At 76.1% G+C, this 20,642-nt stretch carries 17 protein-coding genes; 4 read left to right on the top strand and 13 right to left on the bottom strand.

Annotation, left to right across the window (positions count from 1 at the left end):
* Positions 1–229: 229 nt before the first annotated feature.
* Together ddaH and rocD are read left to right on the top strand one after the other, a co-directional pair.
* A complete protein-coding gene (ddaH, locus tag LPU61_RS07995; protein WP_199486104.1) occupies positions 230–1,045 on the top strand; it encodes a dimethylargininase in 816 nt (271 codons plus the stop codon).
* Positions 1,045–2,259 (top strand): ornithine--oxo-acid transaminase, encoded by a 1,215-nt coding sequence (gene rocD / locus LPU61_RS08000; RefSeq protein WP_199486115.1) that lies wholly within the window; start codon positions 1,045–1,047, stop codon positions 2,257–2,259. The genes ddaH and rocD overlap by 1 nt, the downstream gene beginning before the upstream one ends.
* A gap of 56 nt (positions 2,260–2,315) precedes the next feature.
* On the opposite strand, the gene LPU61_RS08005 is transcribed toward rocD, so the two are convergent.
* Both LPU61_RS08005 and LPU61_RS08010 read right to left on the bottom strand, forming a co-directional pair.
* Positions 2,316–3,467, bottom strand: a complete 1,152-nt coding sequence (locus LPU61_RS08005; protein WP_043965959.1) for an FHA domain-containing protein — start codon at positions 3,465–3,467, stop codon at positions 2,316–2,318.
* Positions 3,464–3,757, bottom strand: coding sequence for a 4a-hydroxytetrahydrobiopterin dehydratase (locus LPU61_RS08010; protein WP_043965956.1), 294 nt, complete (start codon positions 3,755–3,757; stop codon positions 3,464–3,466). Before LPU61_RS08010 ends, LPU61_RS08005 begins: the two co-directional genes overlap by 4 nt.
* A gap of 157 nt (positions 3,758–3,914) precedes the next feature.
* On the opposite strand from LPU61_RS08010, the gene LPU61_RS08015 reads away from it, so the two are divergent.
* Complete coding sequence (locus LPU61_RS08015) at positions 3,915–4,700, top strand: hypothetical protein (protein ID WP_229404620.1); 786 nt, start codon at positions 3,915–3,917, stop codon at positions 4,698–4,700.
* Positions 4,701–4,765: 65 nt separating this feature from the next.
* Here LPU61_RS08015 and LPU61_RS08020 read toward each other — a convergent pair whose 3' ends face one another.
* The 5 genes from LPU61_RS08020 to LPU61_RS08040 all read right to left on the bottom strand — a co-directional run bounded on the left by LPU61_RS08020 (position 4,766) and on the right by LPU61_RS08040 (position 12,074).
* Complete coding sequence (locus LPU61_RS08020; protein ID WP_229404621.1) at positions 4,766–5,815, bottom strand: acyl-CoA desaturase; 1,050 nt, start codon at positions 5,813–5,815, stop codon at positions 4,766–4,768.
* A 231-nt stretch (positions 5,816–6,046) separates the two neighbouring features.
* Positions 6,047–9,838 carry an SCO7613 C-terminal domain-containing membrane protein gene (locus LPU61_RS08025; RefSeq protein ID WP_229404622.1) on the bottom strand — a complete coding sequence of 1,264 codons (3,792 nt, stop codon included), beginning with the start codon at positions 9,836–9,838 and terminating at the stop codon, positions 6,047–6,049.
* A 47-nt stretch (positions 9,839–9,885) separates the two neighbouring features.
* On the bottom strand, positions 9,886–10,206 hold the full coding sequence (gene cutA / locus LPU61_RS08030) for a divalent-cation tolerance protein CutA (protein WP_074472721.1): 321 nt from the start codon (positions 10,204–10,206) through the stop codon (positions 9,886–9,888).
* Between the two features lie 9 nt (positions 10,207–10,215).
* Positions 10,216–11,241, bottom strand: a complete 1,026-nt coding sequence (locus tag LPU61_RS08035) for a 1-acyl-sn-glycerol-3-phosphate acyltransferase (RefSeq protein ID WP_043965948.1) — start codon at positions 11,239–11,241, stop codon at positions 10,216–10,218.
* A complete protein-coding gene (locus tag LPU61_RS08040; RefSeq protein ID WP_229404623.1) occupies positions 11,241–12,074 on the bottom strand; it encodes a patatin-like phospholipase family protein in 834 nt (277 codons plus the stop codon). The genes LPU61_RS08035 and LPU61_RS08040 overlap by 1 nt, the downstream gene beginning before the upstream one ends.
* 153 nt (positions 12,075–12,227) lie before the next feature.
* Between LPU61_RS08040 and LPU61_RS08045 the strand changes: the two genes are divergently transcribed.
* On the top strand, positions 12,228–13,778 hold the full coding sequence (locus LPU61_RS08045; RefSeq protein WP_043965944.1) for a serine/threonine-protein kinase: 1,551 nt from the start codon (positions 12,228–12,230) through the stop codon (positions 13,776–13,778).
* Positions 13,779–13,800: 22 nt separating this feature from the next.
* Here the strand turns inward: LPU61_RS08045 and LPU61_RS08050 are convergent, their stop codons facing one another.
* From LPU61_RS08050 to LPU61_RS08075, 6 genes are all read right to left on the bottom strand, one after another.
* The gene (locus LPU61_RS08050; protein ID WP_229404904.1) at positions 13,801–14,859 is read right to left on the bottom strand and encodes a glycosyltransferase family 4 protein; all 1,059 of its coding nucleotides are present in this window, start codon (positions 14,857–14,859) and stop codon (positions 13,801–13,803) included.
* Between the two features lie 308 nt (positions 14,860–15,167).
* A complete protein-coding gene (locus tag LPU61_RS08055) occupies positions 15,168–16,727 on the bottom strand; it encodes a trypsin-like peptidase domain-containing protein (RefSeq protein WP_229404624.1) in 1,560 nt (519 codons plus the stop codon).
* A 62-nt stretch (positions 16,728–16,789) separates the two neighbouring features.
* A complete protein-coding gene (locus LPU61_RS08060) occupies positions 16,790–18,349 on the bottom strand; it encodes a HAMP domain-containing sensor histidine kinase (RefSeq protein ID WP_043965941.1) in 1,560 nt (519 codons plus the stop codon).
* Positions 18,346–19,047 carry a response regulator transcription factor gene (locus LPU61_RS08065; protein WP_043966583.1) on the bottom strand — a complete coding sequence of 234 codons (702 nt, stop codon included), beginning with the start codon at positions 19,045–19,047 and terminating at the stop codon, positions 18,346–18,348. Before LPU61_RS08065 ends, LPU61_RS08060 begins: the two co-directional genes overlap by 4 nt.
* 85 nt (positions 19,048–19,132) lie before the next feature.
* The gene (locus LPU61_RS08070; protein ID WP_229404625.1) at positions 19,133–19,756 is read right to left on the bottom strand and encodes a PadR family transcriptional regulator; all 624 of its coding nucleotides are present in this window, start codon (positions 19,754–19,756) and stop codon (positions 19,133–19,135) included.
* The gene (locus LPU61_RS08075) at positions 19,753–20,583 is read right to left on the bottom strand and encodes a DUF4097 family beta strand repeat-containing protein (RefSeq protein ID WP_229404626.1); all 831 of its coding nucleotides are present in this window, start codon (positions 20,581–20,583) and stop codon (positions 19,753–19,755) included. The genes LPU61_RS08070 and LPU61_RS08075 overlap by 4 nt, the downstream gene beginning before the upstream one ends.
* Positions 20,584–20,642: the final 59 nt, after the last annotated feature.

Consider the following 20,642-nt stretch of genomic DNA (forward strand, 5'->3'; position numbering starts at 1 on the left):
GCGGCGGGCGGGGCGGGGCGGGTGGCGGGGTGGCGGGTGGCGACAGGGCGGGACCAGCGTAGGCGCAACGGATCGCCGCTGTCGGCGTCCGAGACGCAACGAATCGTCGGGCGACGCAACTTCCGGCGGTGGATGTCGTCGCTGCGCCCGCATACCGTTGGGCAACGGCGCCAGCCCGTGGGCCGAAGGTGGCCGGGCGCGCCCGACCCATGGGAGCAGGACAGTGACGATGGACGCCACCAGCCAGCGCTTTCTGATGTGCCGGCCGACGTACTTCGCCGTCGACTACGCGATCAACCCCTGGATGGACCCCACCGCCCCCGTCGACGCCGGGCTGGCCGTGCGGCAGTGGGAGCGGCTCCGGCAGGTCTACCGCGAGCTGGGCCACACCGTCGAGGAGATCGTGCCCGTCCCCGGCCTGCCCGACATGGTCTTCGCCGCCAACGGCGGCACCGTGATCGACGGCCACGCGATGTCCGTGCAGTTCCGCGACCCGCAGCGCGCCGACGAGGCCCCCGCCTACCGGGCCTGGTTCGCCGCCGCCGGCTTCGAGCTGCACGACCCGAAGCACGTCAACGAGGGCGAGGGCGACGTCCTGCTCGCCGGGGACGTGCTGCTCGCCGGCACCGGGTTCCGCACGGCGCACGCCTCGCACGCCCAGCTCCAGGAGGTCTTCGGCTACCCGGTGATCACCCTCCAGCTGGTCGACCCCCGCTTCTACCACCTGGACACCGCGCTCACCGTGCTCGACGAGCGCACCGTGGCGTACCTGCCGGAGGCGTTCTCGCCCGGCAGCCGGGCCGCGCTGCGCCGCCTCTTCCCCGACGCCGTCCACGCCACCGCCGCCGACGCCGAGGTGCTCGGCCTCAACGCCGTCAGCGACGGCCGGCACGTGGTGCTGCCCGAGCAGGCCACCGGCCTGGCCGCGCAACTGCGCGACCGGGGCTACGAGACCATCGGGGTGGACCTGTCCGAGCTGCGCAAGGCCGGCGGCGGACCGAAGTGCTGCACGTTGCGACTCCGTCAGGGAAAGGCGAGCAAGTGATCGTGGAAGACATGCTGCGGACGCCGGGGGCGGTCCGGGACGCCGAGCGCCACACCGCGCACAACTACCACCCGCTGCCGGTGGTGGTCAGCTCCGCCGAGGGCGCCTGGCTCACCGACGTCGACGGGCGGCGCTACCTGGACTGCCTCGCCGGATACTCGGCGCTCAACTTCGGTCACCGGCACCCCCGGCTGATCGCCGCCGCGCACGCGCAGCTCGACCGGCTGACCCTCACCAGCCGGGCGTTCATCCACGACCAGTTCGCCGACTTCTGCCGGGAGCTGGCCGAGCTGTGCGGCAAGGACATGGTCCTGCCGATGAACACCGGCGCGGAGGCCGTCGAGACCGGGATCAAGGTGGCCCGCAAGTGGGGCTACCGGGTCAAGGGCGTCCCGGCCGGGCAGGCGAACATCGTGGTGGCCGAGGGCAACTTCCACGGGCGTACCACCACCATCGTGAGCTTCTCCACGGATGAGGACGCGCGCGCCGACTTCGGGCCGTACACGCCGGGCTTCACCGTGGTCCCCTACGGCGACCTGGCGGCGCTGGAGGCGGCGATCGACGACGACACCGTGGCTGTGCTGCTGGAGCCGATCCAGGGCGAGCAGGGCGTCGTGGTGCCGCCAGCCGGCTACCTGCCGGGCGTACGGCGGGTCTGCACCGAGCGCAACGTGCTGTTCGTCGCCGACGAGATCCAGTCCGGCCTGGGTCGCACCGGGGCGACGTTCGCCTGCGACCACGAGGACGTCGTGCCCGACATGTACCTGCTGGGCAAGGCGCTGGGCGGCGGCATCGTGCCCGTCTCCGCGGTCGCCGCGAACGCCGACGTGCTCGGGGTGCTCCAGCCCGGCCAGCACGGCTCGACGTTCGGCGGCAACCCGCTGGCCTGCGCGGTGGCCACCGAGGTCGTCCGGCTGCTGGCCACCGGCGAGTTCCAGCGCCAGTCGGCGGAGCTGGGCGAGCGGCTGCACGCCGGGCTGCGCGGCCTCGTCGGCCGGGGCCTCGTCGCCGTGCGGGGCCGGGGGCTCTGGGCCGGCCTCGACATCGACCCGGCGCTGATGACCGGCCGGCAGGCGTGCGAGCGGCTGATGGCCCGTGGCGTGCTGGCCAAGGACACCCACGGCTCCACGATCCGGCTCGCCCCGCCGCTGGTCATCACCGCCGAGGAGATCGACCACGCGGTCGCCCAGCTCGCCGCCGTGCTGGCCGACTGACCGTACGACGTCGGCGGGCGTCGGGCCACGGCCCGGCGCCCGCCGACGCACCCGGCTCAGGGCCGGGGCAGGCGCATCGCCATCGTCGGGGCCTCGGCCATCACCGAGGTCGGGGTGAACGGCGCGCCCGAGGGCAGCTCGTCGGCGCGGCCGACCTGCACCCCCGGATACAGCTCGACCATGTCCCCGGCGGACAACACCCGCGACTGCTGCGGCTTGAGCGCGATCCGGTCCGCCTCCGTCATCGAGCCGCCGGGGCGGATCCCCGACCCGTTGGTGCTCACGTCGGTGACGATCACCTCGCCGACGCGAAGCTCGAAGCGGACGTGGCCGCGGCTGATCCAGCGGCGCGCCTCGTCGTTGAGCCACTGGCCGAGCACGATCCCGCCCTGCTGCTCCGGCGCGCGCCCGACCAGCACCGGCTGCTCCTCGGTGAGCACGAACCGGCGGCGGATCAGCCCGCCGATGCGTACGGCCAGCACCTCCGTGCGGGGCCGGGGCCCGGCGTCGCCGAGCCGCGCGCCGTGCCGGGGGCAGGTCGGCACGCCGCCGCGCAGGGAGGGCGGCGGCTGCCCGGCCGGGGCCCGCTCGACCCGGGCCAGGTCGGCGAACGCGCCGCCACCCCCGCCGCCGCCGAACAGCGCGCAGCCCGGCTCGGGGCAGCGCCACTGCCGGGCGAGCAGCTTCTCCCCCGTCGCCGAGCGGGTGCCGGCGACCGGCACGTTGCCGCCGCCGACGTGGGCGATGAACACCGGCCCGCCCGCGCCGGGCACCGGGGCGAGCACCCGGCCGGGCTGCTCGACGGTCCAGGGGAACCGGCCGCGCAGGCCGTCGAAGCGGGCCCGGCTGAGCACCGGCAGCCCCAGCAGGTCGGCGACCTCCAGCATCCGGTCGCCCGGGTGGTCGAGCACCTCCACCAGGCCGTCGTCGGCCCAGCGGCGCACCACCATCCGCTCGTTGGAGGTGAGGTCGGCGTCGGAGAGCAGGGCCCGGTGCACGATCGCGTACACCGGGACGCTGTCCTCCTCCAGGTCGCGGGCGAGCGCGTCGATCACCATGCCGAGCCGGAGCAGGTTCGCCGGCCGGCCGCCGTCGAGGTCCTGGTAGCGGATCACCTCGGCCAGGTCGAGGACGGCCCGCGCCAGCGACGGGTCGGTGCAGACCCGCCCCTCGATGGCGTCGAGCACCTTGCTGATCTCGAATCTCATCGGGCACTCCGGAGAATGTCGTCGATGCGCCGCGCCAGCTCCAGGTCCCGGTGGGTGACCCCGCCGGCCGAGTGGGTGACGCAGCGGAAGGTGAGGGTCCGCCACCGGATGTCGATGTCGGGGTGATGGTCGAGCTCCTCGGCCACCTCGGCGACCCGGTCGACCACCGCGACGGCCGCCGGGAAGCTCCCCAGCTCGGCGGTGCGGCTGATCCCGGTGGGATCACCCGTCCAGCCGGCCAGGCCGCCCAGCCCGTCTCGCACCGCCTCGGCGGTGAGCACGTCTGCCATGGCCAGACCCTACCGCCAGGGGACCGACGGGCCGGTCCGACGTGCGCCGGCATCGACGCCCGCCGGTCGGTGCCGGCCGCTAGGCTGAGCGCCGACTCGGGCCGGCGGGAGGCAGTGACGCCCGGCCGGCCCACCTCAACCTGGCGAGGAGCGCGTGTTGACGAAACTCCGACGGCTGGCGACCACGGGGGTCGCGTACGTCGCCGTCCTCGGCCTCGCGGTGGCCGGTTGCGGCAACCCGGCCACGACCGACGCCCCGGCTGCGAACGGCGACGCCGCGAGCGCGGCCCCGGCGGGCGCGACCACCGCGGATCCGGCCGACGAGCTGCGGGCCGCCGTGCGCAGGCTCAACGAGGAGAGCATGCGGATCTACGTCAGCTCGACGGGGTTGCGCGGGACCGGGCTGTCCGACCCGAAGGTGCCGGCCATGGACATGACGATGGAGCTGGGCACGGCCGGCGAGACCCGCGTCCTGATGATCGGCCGGGACGCGTACGTCAAGATGGGCGGCCAGCTCGGCGCCGCGACCGGCGGGTCCGGGAAGTGGCTGCACCTGGACACCCGCAACCTCGGCTCGGGCGGGCAGCTCGGGCTGATGCCCGCCGACGACCCGGTGGGCGTCAGGAAGATGCTCGACGCCGTGGTCGAGGTGCGGCGCATCGGTCCGGGCACCTTCGTGGGCACCCTCGACTACTCGAAGAGCATGGCCAACAGCAAGACCCTGGCGGACCTGAGCGACAAGGCCAAGGCCGTGCCGTTCACCGCCACCGTGGACGAGCAGGGCCGGTTGAAGAAGCTCGGGGTCGACACCACGGTGGTCAGCCCGCTGCTCGGACCGATGAGCGTCATCTACTCCGACTGGGGCACGCCCGTGTCCGTGTCCCGGCCACCGGCCAGCCAGGTCGTCGAGGCGCCGACGGGGCTGACCGGGGCCGGCACCTGACCGACGCCTGCCCACCGGGCCGGGACGGGCGTGCTGTCCCGGCCCGGCCCCGGCCCGCGTCCCGCTCAGCCCCGCAGCGGGCGGCCCACCTCGTGCAGGTGGGCCAGCGCCTGCCGGTACGACTCGACCAGCCCGGTCTCGACGTACGGCACCCCGTGCTCGGCGCAGTACGCCCGCACGATCGGCCGAGCCCGACGCAGGTTGCCCCGGGGCATGTTGGGGAACAGGTGGTGCTCGATCTGGTAGTTGAGCCCGCCCAGCGCGACGTCGACGAACCAGCCGCCCCGCACGTTGCGTGAGGTGAGCACCTGCTTGCGCAGGAAGTCGAGGTCCTCGTCGGCCGTCGGCATCGGCATGCCCTTGTGGTTCGGGGCGAACGCGCACCCCATGTAGAGCCCCCACAGCCCCTGGTGCACGGCGATGAAGGCCAGCGCCTTCCCCGGCGACAGCACCGCGAACAGCAGGCCGAGGTAGCCGGCCGCGTGCAGTACGAGCAGCAGCCCCTCGACGGCCCGGTGCCGCATCGGGGTGGCGTACCGGCCGTCGGGGGTGCGCCCGAGCAGCGCCCGCACGCTCGCCACGTGCAGGGCCAGCCCCTCCAGCAGCAGCATCGGGAAGAACAGCCACGCCTGCCGCCGGGCCAGCCGCCGCCCGATCCCCCGGGTCGCGGCGGCCTGCTCGTACGACCAGACCAGCGCCCCGGCCCCGACGTCCGGGTCCTCGTCGTGGTGGTTGGGGTTGGCGTGGTGGCGGTTGTGCTTGTCGACCCACCAGCCGTAGCTGAGCCCGACGGCCAGGTTGCCGGCGAGCAGCCCGGCCGCCTCGCTCGCCGCGCGTCGGCGGAACATCTGCCGGTGGCCGGCGTCGTGCCCGAGGAACGCCACCTGGGTGGTGGCCACGGCCAGGCCGGCCGCCACCAGCAGTTGCCACCAGGAGTCGCCGACCAGCGGCACCGCCACCCAGCCGGCCACGAAGGCCGCCAGGGTCAGGGCGATCCGGACGGCGTACCCGGCGGGCCGGCGGTCGAGCAGGCCCGCCCCGCTGATCCTGCGGGAAAGTTGTGCGAAATCGCTGCCCCGTCGGGCTGGCGGGTCCGCTGTCGCTGCAAGCACCATCTGAGCTCCCCGCATCTCGGCACCCGGGCCACGCCGGACGGCGTGCCCTGATGTCGAGTCTCGCGGCAACAGTAGCTCTGGGTAACCCGGGCAGCACCAGCTTCCCAGGTGGGGTTTGCCCTACCCCGGACGCGGGCCGACCGGGCGGACCCAACGGCCCCACCAGCCCCGCCCGGTCGGCCCGTCAGCCCCACGACCCCACCCTTTCACTCGTTCCCGCCGACCCCACCGTCAGCTCATCCGTCCCACCGCCGCGCGGAACCGGGCCAGGTCGCGCCGGCGTCGCTCGTACGTCGCGGCCAGGCCGATCAGGGCCAGCCCGCCGACCGCGAGGAAGATCCACCGGGGCAGCAGGTCCCAGCCGCGGGCCAGCTCGTGCAGCGCGAGCAGGACGAGGGTGGCCCCGCCGAGCAGCACCGGGGCCTGCCAGCGGCGGGCCGCGCCGGCCAGCACCACGGCCAGCGCGCCGGCCCCGAGCAGCAGCCGCCGCCAGGGCTGCGGGTCGGGCGCGAAGAGCACCGACACCCCGCTGGGCAGCAGCGCGGCGACCAGCCCCGGCCCGAGCGCGAGCCAGCTGTTCAGGCCCGGCCGGGTGCGCAGGGCCACCGCGCCCGCGGCCAGGGCCAGGCCCGCCGCCGGCAGGGTGTACGCCTCCAGCAGCACCACCCCGCCCGCGATCAGCAGCAGCCACGCGCCGAGCAGCTCGCTGCCCCCGGCGACGCCCGCGAACGCCCAACGCCACCCGACCGGCTCGCCCCGGCGCAGCAGCCGCAGCCCCACGGCGGCCCCCCAGAGCACGCAGACCGCGGCGGCGTACCGGGGTGACCCGGCGGCCAGCAGCACCGCCAGCAGGGCCACCGCCTGGGCGGCCACGTCGAGCACCCGGCCCCGGATCGGGTCGACGCCGGACGGGAGGGCGGCGGCGGCCAGGGCCAGCACCGCCACCGCCAGCACGGCGAAGGAGGCCGTACGCAGCGGCAGGCTCGCCGCCAGCGCGGCGGTGACCGCGAACCCGGTCGCCGACCCGACCGCCGTCAGGGCGGCGGCCAGCCGGGCCGCGCCCGTCCGGCCCGCGACGGCGGCCACCACGCCAGCCACCACCAGCGCCCCGAGGCCGGCGAGGGTGCCGGCCCGGGTGGCGAGCAGCCCGCCCAGCCCGGTCACGGTGGCCACCAGCCCCACCGGCACGGTGACCGCGACGAGCAGCGGCCGGGGCCGGGCCAGGGCGGCGGCCAGCAGGGCGGCCACCCCGGTCGTCAGCAGCACCGCCGGCACCACCGGCCACGGCGTGCCGGCGGCGGCGAGCAGCACCGGCAGCGCCGCCGCGGCGAACGGCAGCGCGGACAGCGCCGCGTCGGCCCACCCCGCCGCCCGGGGCGGCTGCCCGCCGGACGACGTGGGCAGCCCCGCCCCGGGCGGGAAGCCGTCCTCCCCGCCGACCGGAGTCGCAGAACGCCCCGGGCCGGGCGTGCGGCCCGCCAGCGCGGCGGCCAGGGTCAGCACGAGCAGGGCCACGCCGGCCGGGGTGGCCCCCGGGACCGGGCCGCCGGTGGGCGCGCCGGACCACGGCGCGGCCACCTCCCCGTACGGGGCGACGAGCACCCGCGCGAGCACCCCGGCGGCGGCGAACAGCGCCACCGCGAGCAGGCCGAGGCCGCTGACCAGCGGCGCTCCCGTCGGCCGGGTGCCCGGCCCGGCGAGCACGGTCAGCAGGACCACCACCGCGGCGTAGAGCGCCACCGGCTCGTCGACCCGTACGGCCAGGGGAGCCAGCGCCACCAGCGCGGACCCGGCGGCGAAGGCGACGGAGGCGTACCCGGTCAGCTCGGGCCACCGGCGGCGGACGGCGACCAGCGCGACCAGCGGCAGCCCGACGGCGGCGAGGGCGGCCCGTGCCTGCCACCAGGGCGGCACCGCGGCGGCGAAGAGCGCGACGGTGACCGTCGCCGGCACCGCCAGCAGCGCGGCGGCCAGGGCGGCCCCCGCGACGCCCCGCCGGACGCCGGCGGCCCGCCGGCCCAGGGCGGCGACGGCCAGCCCGAGCGGGACGACCGCGCCGAGCAGCGCCGCCTCCCCGGCCGGGTAGGCCAGCCCGACCAGGAGCGCGTGCCCGACCAGCGCCGCACCGGCGACCGCCGCCGCCAGCACGCCCCACCAGGGCCGGGCCCGGGTGACGGCGAACAGCAGCAGCCCCGCGCCGACGACCAGGCCGGCGGCCGGCACCGCCGGCCACGGCAGCGGCCCGACGCCCGACACCCCGAGGGTGGCGAACGCGACCGCGACCACCCCGATCACCGGCCAGGCCACCCGGGGCAGCAGCGCCGCCAGGGCGACCGCCGCCAGCGCCACGGCCACCGGCACCTGCCACCCCCAGGGCAGGTGCGGACCCGGGCCGACACCCGACCAGGGCGGCAGCACCCGACCCACCGCGACCGCGCCGAGCAGCACGGCGAGCAGCGCGCCGACCTGCGCCGCCCCGGCGGCGACCACCAGGGCACCGGCCCTCGGCCCGGTGCCGACCCGGCGGGGCAGCGCCCGGACCGCCCCGGCCAGCGCCAGCGCGACGAGCGCCGTGGCCAGCGTCAGCAGTCCGGAGCGCAGCTCCGCCACCGGGCGCAGCAGCGCGAGGCCGAGCACCGGGACCAGCGCCCCGGCCGCGGCGGCGCGGAACAACCGGCCGCCGGCGACCAGCGCCGCGCCGAGCAGGGCCAGGCTGACCAGGAGCAGGGGCCCGCCGGCCAGCAGCGGCGACCCGGCGGCCCGGCCCACGGCGAGCGGCACCAGCGCGCAGCCGGCCGCGACGAGGAGCGCGCCGCCGTAGCCGAGCCAGGCCAGCACCCGGCCGGCGGCGGGGGCCGACCCCCCGGCGGCCCCCGCCCCGACCGGCGCTCCCCCGGCCGGCGCTCCCCCGGCCGGCGCTTCCCCGGCCGGCGCTCCCCCGAGCGGCGCTCCCCCTACCGGCGCTGACGCCGACGCCGCTGCCGGCGGGGCCGGCGACCCCGGCGGGACCGGGGCCAGGGCCGGGCCCCGGTCGCGCAGGGCGGCGACCACGACGAGGTTCAGCGCCGCGACGCCGACGAACACCACCGTCCAGCCGGCGGCCGACGGGTGGGCCGGGCCGGCCAGCAGCGGCAGCACCGGCTGCACGGTGAACAACGCCGCGAACCACGGCACCGTCAGCCGGGTCAGCCGGCCGTAGCCCGCCGCCAGCGCCGCGCTGACCCCCCCGACCAGCGCGGCGTAGCGGGCACCGGGCCAGCCGGCCACCCCGAACAGGTCCACCGACCAGGCGGCGTACCCGTCGAGCACCACCAGCAGCAGCCCCACGGCGGCGAACGTCTCCGCCGTGCCGCGCAGCCCGCGCCGCGCCGCGACCGGCGGGACGGCCAGGGCGAGCGCGGTGAACGCGAGCAGGATCAGCGCCCGGCCGGCGACGCCCACCGTGGCCCAGGCGACCGCCGTGAAGACCACCGCCGCCGTGCCCAGCAGCAGGCCGCCGAGCACGAAGAGCAGCCCCTGCACCGTGCGGGTGGAGGTCTCCGCCCCGCCGACCTGCGCCGGCACCGCCCCGAACGGCGCGGACGGCACCGCCCCGACCGGCGCGGGCAGCGCCGGGCCGGGCAGCCGCACGGCCGGACCCGGCGGCTGCGTCTGTTGGCCGGGCACCGGCAGCGCCGGGCCGGACGGCCGCACCTGCTGCCCGGCCGCCGGCACGGGAGCCGGCGCGACGAGGGGCGGCGGGGCGGGAACCGGCCCGGCCGGGCGCGGGGCACCGACCGGGGTCGCCGCCCGGACCCGGGCCGCCAGGTCCGCCCGGCGGACCTGCGCCGACCGCACCGCCTCGACCAGTTCGAGGTACGCCCGCCGGGCCTGCTCCGCCCGCCCGGAGAGCACGACGATCTCCCGGTCGAGCCGGATCACCTCGGCCGCGGTCGGGTCGGGGGCCCGCCCGCAGCGCCGGCAGCCGACGCTCAGGTCGGCCGGGGCACCGCACGCCGGGCAGGGGTAGCCACTCGTGTCCACCCGGCCATCATGGTGCCCTGGTCAAGCCCCACCCAGAGTGCGCGTACTCAGGGCCGGGTCTGCTCGTGCACCCAGGCCGTGTAGTCGGGGTTGCCGCTGTCGACCCGGGTCACCAGCACCTCCGGAACTTCGTACGGATGGCTGAGGCGGATGTGGTCGACCAGCGCCGGAACCCGGTCCGGGGCGGTCTTGAACAGCACCGACCACTCGGTGGTCGTCTCCACCGCGGACCGCCACCAGTAGGTGCTGTCCACCTGGCCGCCCACCTGCGCGCAGGCGGCCAGCCGACCGGCGACCGCGGCCGCCGCGAGCACGTCCGCGACCGAGCGGCTGTCCACCACGGTCGTCACCACGCTGATCTGCTCCACCAGCGCACCCTACGCGCCGTCGACGCCCCCGTCGTGGTGCGCCGCGATCCATTCGTCGATGCGTGACCACCAGTCGAACAGCCAGTCGATGCGCTCCTGCCGGCCGGCGGGGATCTCCTCCGGGGGCACCGACCAGAACCGCATGATGATCCGCTTGTCCATCGGCAGTTCCCGCCACACGTCGGCGACGGTGAGCATCCGGTCGAGGCCGGTGTGCGCCACGAAGATCACCCCGGCGTCGGGGGCGGCGTCCAGCGCGGCGAGCAGCCCGCCCGGCTGCGGGGCGAGCACGTGCCGCATGCGTTCCGCCCGCAGCGCCATCCGCTCCAGGCCGCGCGACCGCAGCCGGGCGATGGCGCGCAGCCGGCGACGCGGGGTGAAGTTGCCCCCCTCGGGGAAGATCACGAAGGCGTCGTCGTCGTCCAGGCCGGTCGCCAGGTGGCCGATCTGCTCGGTCACCGACCCCCGACGGTCGGCCGCCGGGGCGAGGAACCGGTTGGGCAGCCGGTTGAGCAGCACGTCGATCGCCGGGTCCCACTGGAGGCTCTCCTTGAGCACGATCCGGGGCTCCCGGTGGAACCAGTTGACCAGCGCGTGGATCAGGATGAACGAGTCGCCCGGCCCGGCGTGCCGGCAGAGCACCAGCTCCGGGCGGCCGGGCAGCGCCGTGTCGGGGTCGGTGCCGACCACGTCGATGCGCAGCCGCAGCGTCCACCGGGCCTGCCAGAAGAACACCTGGAGAAAGTGGCCGGCGAGCACGTAGTGGGCCCGCTGGAACGGCGGCGTCCGCTTCCACACCCCGAAGCCGGAGGCCAGCCAGAGCGCGAACAGGGCCAGCAGCGCCGCCGCGTCCCAGACCAGGTAGAGGCAGCCGATCCAGAGCAGGCGCAGCGGTCGCAGCCGGCCGGGGACCAGCGGGGACAGCGCCAGGGCGGCGAACGCCCAGACCGGCAGCGTGGTCACCACGGCCACGGCGAGCAGCACCACACCGGGCGCCAGCAGCAGCCGGCGGACCCATCGGGGCGGCAGCGGCATCAGCGGTCCAGGTGGGTCGCCAGGTAGCGGCGGGAGGCCGTGTACGCGCGGCTGATCCGCCGCCCCACCGCCGCCATGTCCCGGTAGGCCCACGGGCTGTCCTCGCGCGGGCCCGGCCCCCCGGTGGGCAGCACGTGCACCCGCACCCCGTCGGGCAGCGCCGCCATCTCCCGGGAGAACCGGTGCCGGCGGGCGATCTCGAACGCGACCTGGGCGATCTCCCAGGGCCGTCGGGGCGGCGTCAGCTCCCGCTCGATGCGGCCCACCTGGAGTACGAAGATCTCCCGCGCCCCGGCCTCGACCGCCGCGCCGATCGGGATGGAGTTGACGATCCCGCCGTCGATGAAGTGCTGCCCGTCGATCTCGGTCGGCGGCAGCAGCCCCGGCACCGAGGCGGAGGCGAGCACCGCCGGCACCAGCGGGCCGGCGTCGAACCAGTGCTCGGCGGCCCGCTCGATGTGCGCCGCGCAGCAGCGGAACGGCACCCGCAGGTCGGCGAAGGTGGTCTCCTCACCCAGCTCGGCCTCCAGCAGCCGGCGCAGCGGCCGGGGCGAGTGCAGGTGGGTGCGGGCGGCGAAGCGGCGCAGCTGCCGGGCGACGGAGTCGCCGTACACCTCGCTGGCCTCGGGGGACGCCCAGAGCCGGACCAGCCGGTCGGTGACCGCCTCGGTCGGGTCGGCCGCGACGAGCGCGCCGTTGACCGCGCCGATCGAGGTGCCGAGCACCAGGTCGGGGCGGACGTTGGCGCGGAACAGGGCGCGCAGCATGCCCACCTCGACCGCGCCGAGGACTCCCCCGCCGCCGAGCACGAACGCCACCGGACCGCTGACCATGCCGTTCATCCTGGCACGCGTGGTCACGCCCGCCGTCCGGTGCCCGGGCGCGGCCGTCCAGGCGTCGGTCGGGTGAGACCGGACGGGCGTTGACATGCCGGACACATTCGCGCAACCTGATACCGCCCCGACCTCAGGCAGGTGCGATCCGTCATGGCAACACTGCACGCCGGCAGGCTGCTGGCCCGCAGGTACCGACTCATCGACCAGATCGGCGCAGGTGGCATGTCGGTCATCTGGCGGGCCCGCGACGAGGTTCTCGACCGTACGGTCGCCCTGAAGGTGCTCGCCCCCTCGCTCGCGGCGGACGCCCGGTTCCGCGACATGGTCCGCGAGGAGGCCCGCTCCGCCGCGCAGCTCGTCCACCCGCACGTGACGGCGGTGCACGACTACGGCGAGACGCTCGCCCCGGACGGCAGCATCACCTCGTTCGTGGTGATGGAGCTGCTCGCCGGGGAGGAGCTGGAATACCGGCTGACCGAGGGCCCGCTGCCCTGGCCGGAGGCGGTGGAGATCGGCGCCCAGGTGGCGGAGGCGCTCGCCGCCGCGCACCGGCTCGGCATCGTGCACCGGGACATCACACCGGCCAACGTGATGATGACCCCGGTCGGCGCGAAGGTCCTCGACTTCGGCATCGCCACCCACGTCGGCGCCCCGGACGAGGACGAGGACGGCGGCACCTTCGGCACGCCCGCGTACGTCGCGCCGGAGCGGCTGGACGGGGCCCCGGCGCAGCCGGCCACCGACATCTACTCGCTCGGCGTGCTGCTCTACGAGACCCTGACCGGGCAGGTGCCCTACCCGGCGGACACCTGGGAGCAGCTGGGCGCGGCGCTGGAGGGCGGCGACGAACCCCCGCCGCTGGAGGTGCCGGGCCTGCCCTCCGAGGTGGTCCGGATCTGCCTGCGCTGCCTGTCCCGGCAGCCACGGGACCGCCCCACCGCGCACCAGGTGGCCCTCGCGCTGCGCGACCAACTCCTGCCGGCCGACCCGCAGGCCGCCACCATGCTCGCCCCGACGATGACCCTGCCGTCGATCGTCGCCCCGCCGGTCCCGGCCGGTCCGCCCGCCCCGGCACCGCCTCCCCCGCCGGGGGGCGCGCCCGGCGCGGCCCCGGCCCCGCCGCCCGGGGACACGCCCGGCCCCGCGACGCCCCCGCAGCCCGCCGGGTCGCCGGGCCGGTCCCGCCGCCGCTGGGCGGTGCCCGTGGTGGCGGCGGGGGCCGCGGTGGCGGCCGCGGGGGTGCTGCTGTGGCCCAGGCTCGACGAGCAGCCCGACCCGCCGCCCCGCGCCCTGCCGACCGAGTCGCCGGCTGGGGAGTCGTTGGGAGCGGCGCCGACCCGGTCGCCGAGCGCGCCGCCGACCACGACCCGGCCGCCCGCCCGGCCCCGGGCCACCCCCTCGGCCGCGGCGACGACCACGCCGCCCGCCCCGTCCGGCGGCAGCGTGACCGAGATGGCCACCGAGATCCGGCAGCTCATCGACACGGGAGTGGCCGACGGCGGGATCCGGGTCGACGTCGGCACCGACATCCGCAACCTGCTCGGCCACGCCGTCGAGGCCAACAGCGCGGGCGACCTGGCCGCCGCGGTGCAGCGGGCCCGCGACAAGGTCGCCGAACGGCAGCGCGAGGGCAGCATCACCCCCGCGTACGCCCGCCAGCTCGACACCGCGTTCCAGCGGCTCGGGGCGGCCCGGCTGTGACCGGCCCCCGCCGGGGCGGGGGTCAGCGGGCCGGCACAGGAATCGGCCGGCCCGGCGGGGCGGGCGCGAGCCCGTGCAGGAAGTCGCGGTAGACCGCCTCGTAGCCCTGCGCCATGCGGGTCGTGGAGAAGTTCTCCGCGACGTGCGCCACGCAGTCGGCCGGGTCCAGCCGGTCGGCCTCCCGCAGCGCACCGGGCAGGTCGTCGGGGCGGTCGCAGACCAGCCCGGTGATGCCGGGGCGGACCAGCTCCGGCACGGCCCCCCGGCGCAGCGCCACCACCGGCGTGCCCGTCGCCATCGCCTCCAGGATGACCATCCCGAACGGCTCCTCCCACTGGATCGGCATGATCAGGCAGCGGGCGTCGACGAGCATCCGCAGCGCGGCCTCCCGGTCGGCGTTGAACACCACGGTCACGTCGTCGTCGAGCATCGGCTCCACCACCTGCTCGTAGTAGCGACGCTCGGCGGGCTCGTTGCACTTGCCGGCGAGGACCAGCGGCAGGCCCGCCGCCCGGCAGGCCCCGATCGCCACGTCCGGGCCCTTGTCGGGGCTGAACCGGGCCAGCCAGAGCACCGGTCCACTCCCCGGCGCGGTCTTGTGCGGCACGTCGGCGACGTCGAGCGCGTTGTGCACGGTGCCGACCCACGGCAGCCCCGGGTTCAGCCGCCGCTGGGTGTGCGAGATGGCGACCAGGCCGACCCCCCGGTCGGTGTCGCTGAGCACGGTGCCGTACTCGCCGACCGGGTTGCCGTGCACGGTGGCCACCGTGGGCACCGCCCGGCGGCCGGCGACCAGCGGACCGATCGTGGTGTGGTCGTGCACGACGTCGAAGTCGGCCGGGGAGACGAGGTGGCCGACGTGCGCCAGGTGGGCCAGTTCGGGCAGGGACTCGCCGAGCCGGTCGTACTGGAGGTCGTCGCAGGTGGCGACGTAGCCGGCCCGGGTGCCGTGCCGCCGGCCCGCCCCGAAGACGGTCACCGCGTGCCCCCGGTCGACCAGCGCGTCCACCAGGCCGGCGACGACCTGTTCCAGGCCGCCGTAGCCGGGTGGCGGCACGGTCAGCCACGGCGGGACCACCATGGCGATCCGCAGCGGCCGTTCCTCCGAGCGGTCGAGCGGCAGGTGGTTCACGGCCACGAGTCCTCCCCGGTGGTCCCAGTGCGCGTGATCTGCGGCGCTTTCCCGGCCCCGGTCGGGCCAAACGGCACGGGCCCGGCACCGGCGGGGCCGGACGCCCGGGGGGTGAGCGCGGCTCACCCGGTCCGGGTGAACGGCATGCGCTCGCGACGGCTCCGGGGGCCGGGAAGGGGGAAGGGCGGCGGGTGACGAAGCCAACCCCCTTGGCTCCGCCACCCACCGCCCTTCGCGAGGAGGCAGGTCTGTTGTCGTTACGACGTCTCGGCGAGCGTCACGGTTGCCGTCGCCGCCGATCCGTTTCGCTGGTACTGCACCTCGACCCGGTCGCCGACCTTGCGGGCCTGGACGGCGCCCACCAGGTCGTCGGAGTCGTTGATCACGGTGTCGCCGAACTTGGTGATCACGTCGCCCCGCTGGAGGCCGGACTTCTCGGCGGCGCTGCCGGGGGTGACGGACGCGACCACCGCGCCGCCGTTCTCGGCCGGGCTCACGCTCACCCCGAGCGAGGGGTGGCTGACCTTCTCGCCGCGCTGGAGCTTGCCGGCCACGTCCTTGGCCTTGTTGCTCGGGATGGCGAAGCCGACGCCGATGTTGCCGGTGCTCTGCCCGGAGGTGGCGATGGCGGTGTTGATGCCGATCACCTCGCCCCGCGTGTTGACCAGCGCGCCGCCGGAGTTGCCCGGGTTGATCGGGGCGTCGGTCTGGAGCAGCCCGGCGATCGAGCTGACCCCCTGGCGCGGGTCCTGCTGCTGGCCCTCGCCGGCCTGGATGGTGCGGTCCCGGGCGCTGATGATGCCCGAGGTGACCGAACCCTGCAGGCCCAGCGGGCTGCCCAGGGCGAGCACCTGGTCGCCGACCTGCATCGCGTCGCTGTCGCCGAACGTGGCGGCCTTCAGCCCGCTGACACCGCCGGCCTTCACCACGGCCAGGTCGGTCTTCGGGTCGGTGCCGACGATCTCGGCGTCGGCGGACTTGCCGTCGGCGAAGACCACCTTGACGGTCTTGCCCGAGGCGGAGGCGACCACGTGGTTGTTGGTCAGCACGTAGCCGTCCTCGGAGAGGATGACCCCGGAGCCCTCGCCGCTACCGGTGCTGATCGAGACCACGCTGTCCTGCACGGACGCGGCGATCTTCGGCAGGTCGGCGCTGTTGAGCACCGGCGCGGCCGAGTAGGTGCGGGTGATCCCGCCCGAGTTGCCGTCGATGGCGAGCGCGAGCGCGCCGCCGGCCACGCCGGAGCCGAGCATCAGCGCGAACACCGCCACCCCGGCACCGGCCAGCTTGGCCACGCGGCTCGGCTTCGGGGCCTGTGCCCACGCCGGCACCGGCTGGCCGGGGTGCTGGGGCGGCACCGGGCCGCCCGGGTACGCGGGACCACCGGCGTGCGGGGCGTACCCGGGGGCCGCCGGACCGTGCTGGCCCCCCGCGGCCCAGCCGGAGTGCTGCCCGGCGGAGTGCTGCCCGGCGTGCTGGGGCTGCCAGGGGCTGTTCGGGTACGGCCCGGCCGGCTGCGGCTGCCCCGACACCGGGTACGGCGACGCGGACGGGGTGGCCGGGCCGGCGTACGGCTGCGGGCCGGAACCCGGGGCGACGGGCCCGGAGACGGGGGCGGCGGGGGTGTGCTGCCCGGCGGCCGGCGCGGCGGGGCCGGGGTAGGTGGGGTGGGCGGCGGGCGCGGCCGGAGCGGCGGGCTCGACGGCCGGGGAGTCGGACTGCCCGGTCTCGATGCGGGACAGCTCGGCGGTGGGGTGCGACGGCTCGGCGTCGGAGGGCGCCGGTCGCCGCTGCGGGTCGGTCTCGTACTCGGTCATGTATCCACCTTCTCCCATGCCACTGCGACCAGCCTGGAACCCGCCTGGAAGTTCCCTGAAAGTCACTCGCCCGGGTCGTCCCCGCTGTCGGGAAGCAGGGGCACCCGGACCCGGAAGGTCGCTCCCCCGCCCGGCGTCTCGCCGACCTCGACGGTGCCGTGGTGCGCGGCGACCAGCGCCGCCACGATGGCCAGCCCCAGGCCGGTGCTGGTCATCCCGCCGGCCCGCCGGGTGCGGGCGGCGTCGGCCCGGTAGAACCGCTCGAACACCCGCTCCGCCTGCTCCGGGGAGAGCCCCGGGCCGGTGTCGGCCACCTCCACCACCGCCAGGTTCCCCGACTCGGTACGCAGCCGCAGGGTCACCGAGGCGTCCGGTGGGGTGTGGGTGAGCGCGTTCGTCATCAGGTTGCCGATCACCTGCCGCAGCCGGGCGTCGTCGCCGAGCACCACCAGCGGCCCGGAGCCCGGCTCGATCTCCAGCTCGATGCGCCGGTCCGGGGCCACCACCCGGGCGGCCTGCACGGCGTCGCCGGCCAGCAACGGCAGCTCCACCGGGCCGAGCGCGAGGGGCCGTTCCCGGTCCAGCCGGGCGAGCAGCAGCAGGTCCTCCACCAGCAGCCCCATCCGGGCGGCCTCGTCCTCGATGCGGCGCAGCAGGCCGGCGGTCTCCTCCGGGGCCCGCGCCGCGCCCTGCCGGTACAGCTCGGCGAAACCCCGGATGGTGGTCAGCGGGGTGCGCAGCTCGTGCGAGGCGTCCGCGACGAACTGCCGCATCCGCTCCTCCGAGCGGCGGGCCCGCGCCTCGGACGCCTGCGCGGCGGCGGCCGCGTCCCGCGCGCCGGCCTCGGCCGACCGGGCGGCGATCTCCGAGGCCGCGCGGGCGGTGAAGGCGGCCTCGATCTGGGCCAGCATCGTGTTCAGCGCCCGGGACAGCCGTCCCAGCTCCGAGGTCGGGCAGGGCTCGCCCTCCTCCGGGTCGGGCACCCGCCGGGTCAGGTCGCCGCCGGCGATGGCGGCGGCGGTGCGCTCGATCTCCACCAGCGGCTTGAGGCTGGTCCGCACGATCGCCGCGCCGATCGACGCGAGCAGGATCAGCACCGCCCCGCCGACCAGCAGGTCTATCCAGACCAGCCGCTTGACCGCCAGGTCGACGTCGGTGAGGTTCTGCGCGATGGCCACCATCTGCCCGTTCGGCAGCTCGGCGTAGATGATCCGCCAGCGCACCCCGCTGTCACGGGCCGGAACCGTCCGCGGCTTGCCGACCTTGGCCGCGAAGCCGGCCGCGTCGCTCGGCCAGGACGGCAGGTCCTCGATGCGGAACCGGCCCCGGTCGTACTCGGTGACCGACACCGCCCCGGAACGCCGGTCAGTGGCCACCACCAGGTAGTCGGTGGGCACGACCGACCGCGTGGGCTGGGCCGTGATCAGGGTGGTCTCGATGTTGTCCACCGAGGCGTTCAGCTCGACGTCGACCTGGGCGACCAGGTAGTTGCGCAGGAAATAGGTGGTCAGCGAGCTGATCACCAGCAGGGCCGCGGCGACCAGCGTCAGCACCGCCGCCACCAGCTTCACCCGCAGCGGTACGCTCCGCAGCCGCCCCTTCGCCAGCGCGACGGCGTTCACGCCGCCGGCTTGCGCAGCACGTATCCCACTCCGCGCAGGGTGTGGATCAGCCGGGGCTGGGTGTTGTCGACCTTGCGCCGCAGGTAGGAGATGTAGGACTCGACGATGTTGTCGTCGCCCCGGAAGTCGTAGTTCCAGACGTGGTCGAGGATCTGCGCCTTGGACAGCACCCGGTTGGCGTTGAGCATCAGATAGCGCAGCAGCTTGAACTCGGTGGGCGAGAGCTGCACGCGCTGCCCGGCCCGGTGCACCTCGTGGGTCTCCTCGTCCAGCTCCAGGTCGGCGAAGGTGAGGCGGGACGGCGTCTGGTCGCCGCTGGCCGTGCGGCGCAGCACGGCGCGGATGCGGGCCGTAAGCTCCTCCAGGCTGAACGGCTTGGTGACGTAGTCGTCGCCGCCCAGGGTCAGCCCGCGGATCTTGTCGTCGGTCGCGTCCCGGGCCGTCAGGAAGACCACCGGGGTGCGGGTGCCGCCCTCGCGGAGCATCCGGATGACCTCGAAGCCGTCGAGGTCGGGGAGCATCACGTCGAGGACCACCAGGTCGGGGCGGTGGTCCTTCGCGGCGTGCAGCGCGGCGCTCCCGCTGGTCGCGGTGGCCACGTCGAAGCCGGCGAAGCGGAGGCTCGCGGAGAGCAGTTCGAGGATGTTGGGATCGTCCTCGACGACGAGCAGTCGCGCCTCGGTCTGGGTAGCGGCCATGCCGACCATCATCCGTGACCTCGCTGCGTCGGCGCTGGGCGGTTGCTGGAAACTCCCTGAGAACTCGGAGCGGCCGGTCACCTGCCTAGCGGAGCAGCCGGCGCAGCCCGTCCAGGGCGCCGTCGAGGACCCGGATCGCCGCGCGGAGCTGGACGTCGTCGAGCCGACCGGCCCGCGTCAACGCGTCGACCTCGACGGTGAACGCGGCCAACCGGTCGTCCAGCTCGGCCAGCAGCGGCGAGGAGCCGGTGGGGGCGGCGGACCGCGCCGGGCCCGGGGGCGGCGCGGCCTCCCACGGGGTACGCCGGAACTGCCGCGTCCGCCGGGTCGCCTCGCGCAGCTCCCGCTTGAGGTCGCGCACCGACCCGCGTACCTCGGAACGGATCTCGCCGGCCAGGGCGGACAGGTCCGCCACCGAGGAGCTGATGTCGGACTCCAGGGTGGCCAGCTCGCCGGCCCGCTGGCGCAGCTCGGCCCGACCCGCCTCGGTGATGTCGTAGACCTTGCGGCCACCGGCGGCGGTGTGGGTCACCCGCCCCTCGGCCTCCAGCCGCTGGAGCCGGGGGTAGATCGTGCCGGCGCTCGGCGCGTACAGGCCGAGGAAGCGGTCCTCCAGCAGCCGGATCAGCTCGTAGCCGTGCTTGGGGCCGTCGTCGAGGAGCTTGAGCAGGTAGAGCCGGAGCCGCCCGTGGCTGAACACGGTGGTCACGGCAGCTCCTCGGCGTCGTCGTCGACCGGGCGGGCGAGCAGCGCGATGCTGCCGGAGGTCGCGGACGCCCAGAGCCTACCCGCGCCGGTGCCGAGGACCCCCGCGCTGTCCCGTACGCCGCCGAGGCCACCCCCGCCGCGCACCTGGGGAAACCCGCTGGTGATCCGGCCTGCGGTGGTGTGCAGGCGGACGGCGAGGTCGCTGTCCTCGCGGACCCGGACGGTGATCGCGCCGGAGATCGTGCTCAGCTGGATCTCGCCGCCGCGCAGGTTGTCCAGGTCACAGGTGATCTCGCCGGAGACGGTGTGCGCGCGCACCGTGCCGGCGGTGCTGTCGGCGAGGACCACCTCCCCGGAGACGGTCTCCAGGCTCAGGTCCCCGGCCACCCCCAGGGCCTCCACCGGCCCGGAGACGATCTTCGCGGTGGTGCGTCCCCGCACGCCCATCAGGGTGATCCGGCCCGACGTGACGTCGGCGCGCGTCTCCCGGCGCAGGCCCGAGGCGACCAGCGGGCCGTCAACCAGCCGGAGGTCGGCCAGCACGTCGGCGGGTACGGCGATCGAGACGTCGGCCCGGAAGCGGCGACCGAGCCGGCCGAGCCACCAGCGCAGCCCGGGCGTCCTCGGGTGGCATTCGTGCCGGACGGTCAGCACCCCATCGCGCTGCTCGACGATCACGGGTCGGCTGCTGACCCGGGTGACGTCCACCCGGGCCGGGCCGTCCGCGGCGACGACGTTGAGCCGCCCGGTCACCAGCCGGACGTGCAGGGCGGTGACCGGCTCGTCGAGGCTGAGCCGCTGCGGGCGGTCGACGGTCCACCTGGGCATGCATCCTCCCGCCGGCAGGCGCGCCCCGGCGGCGCGCTCCTTCCGGGGGAAGACTAACG

The sequence above is a fragment of the Micromonospora sp. NBRC 110038 genome, assembly GCF_020884815.1.
Lineage (GTDB): Bacteria > Actinomycetota > Actinomycetes > Mycobacteriales > Micromonosporaceae > Micromonospora > Micromonospora haikouensis.

Excerpts from the sequence above, each read along its gene's own strand:
- LPU61_RS08075 (WP_229404626.1), bottom strand. The coding sequence starts at position 20,583 with ATGCCCAGGTGGACCGTCGACCGCCCGCAGCGGCTCAGCCTCGACGAG.
- LPU61_RS08045 (WP_043965944.1), top strand. The coding sequence starts at position 12,228 with ATGGCAACACTGCACGCCGGCAGGCTGCTGGCCCGCAGGTACCGACTC.
- LPU61_RS08005 (WP_043965959.1), bottom strand. The coding sequence starts at position 3,467 with ATGAGATTCGAGATCAGCAAGGTGCTCGACGCCATCGAGGGGCGGGTC.
- LPU61_RS08020 (WP_229404621.1), bottom strand. The coding sequence starts at position 5,815 with ATGGTGCTTGCAGCGACAGCGGACCCGCCAGCCCGACGGGGCAGCGAT.
- ddaH (WP_199486104.1), top strand. The coding sequence starts at position 230 with ATGGACGCCACCAGCCAGCGCTTTCTGATGTGCCGGCCGACGTACTTC.
- LPU61_RS08050 (WP_229404904.1), bottom strand. The coding sequence starts at position 14,859 with ATGGTGGTCCCGCCGTGGCTGACCGTGCCGCCACCCGGCTACGGCGGC.
- LPU61_RS08040 (WP_229404623.1), bottom strand. The coding sequence starts at position 12,074 with ATGGTCAGCGGTCCGGTGGCGTTCGTGCTCGGCGGCGGGGGAGTCCTC.
- LPU61_RS08010 (WP_043965956.1), bottom strand. The coding sequence starts at position 3,757 with ATGGCAGACGTGCTCACCGCCGAGGCGGTGCGAGACGGGCTGGGCGGC.
- LPU61_RS08065 (WP_043966583.1), bottom strand. The coding sequence starts at position 19,047 with ATGGCCGCTACCCAGACCGAGGCGCGACTGCTCGTCGTCGAGGACGAT.
- LPU61_RS08035 (WP_043965948.1), bottom strand. The coding sequence starts at position 11,241 with ATGCCGCTGCCGCCCCGATGGGTCCGCCGGCTGCTGCTGGCGCCCGGT.
- LPU61_RS08055 (WP_229404624.1), bottom strand. The coding sequence starts at position 16,727 with ATGACCGAGTACGAGACCGACCCGCAGCGGCGACCGGCGCCCTCCGAC.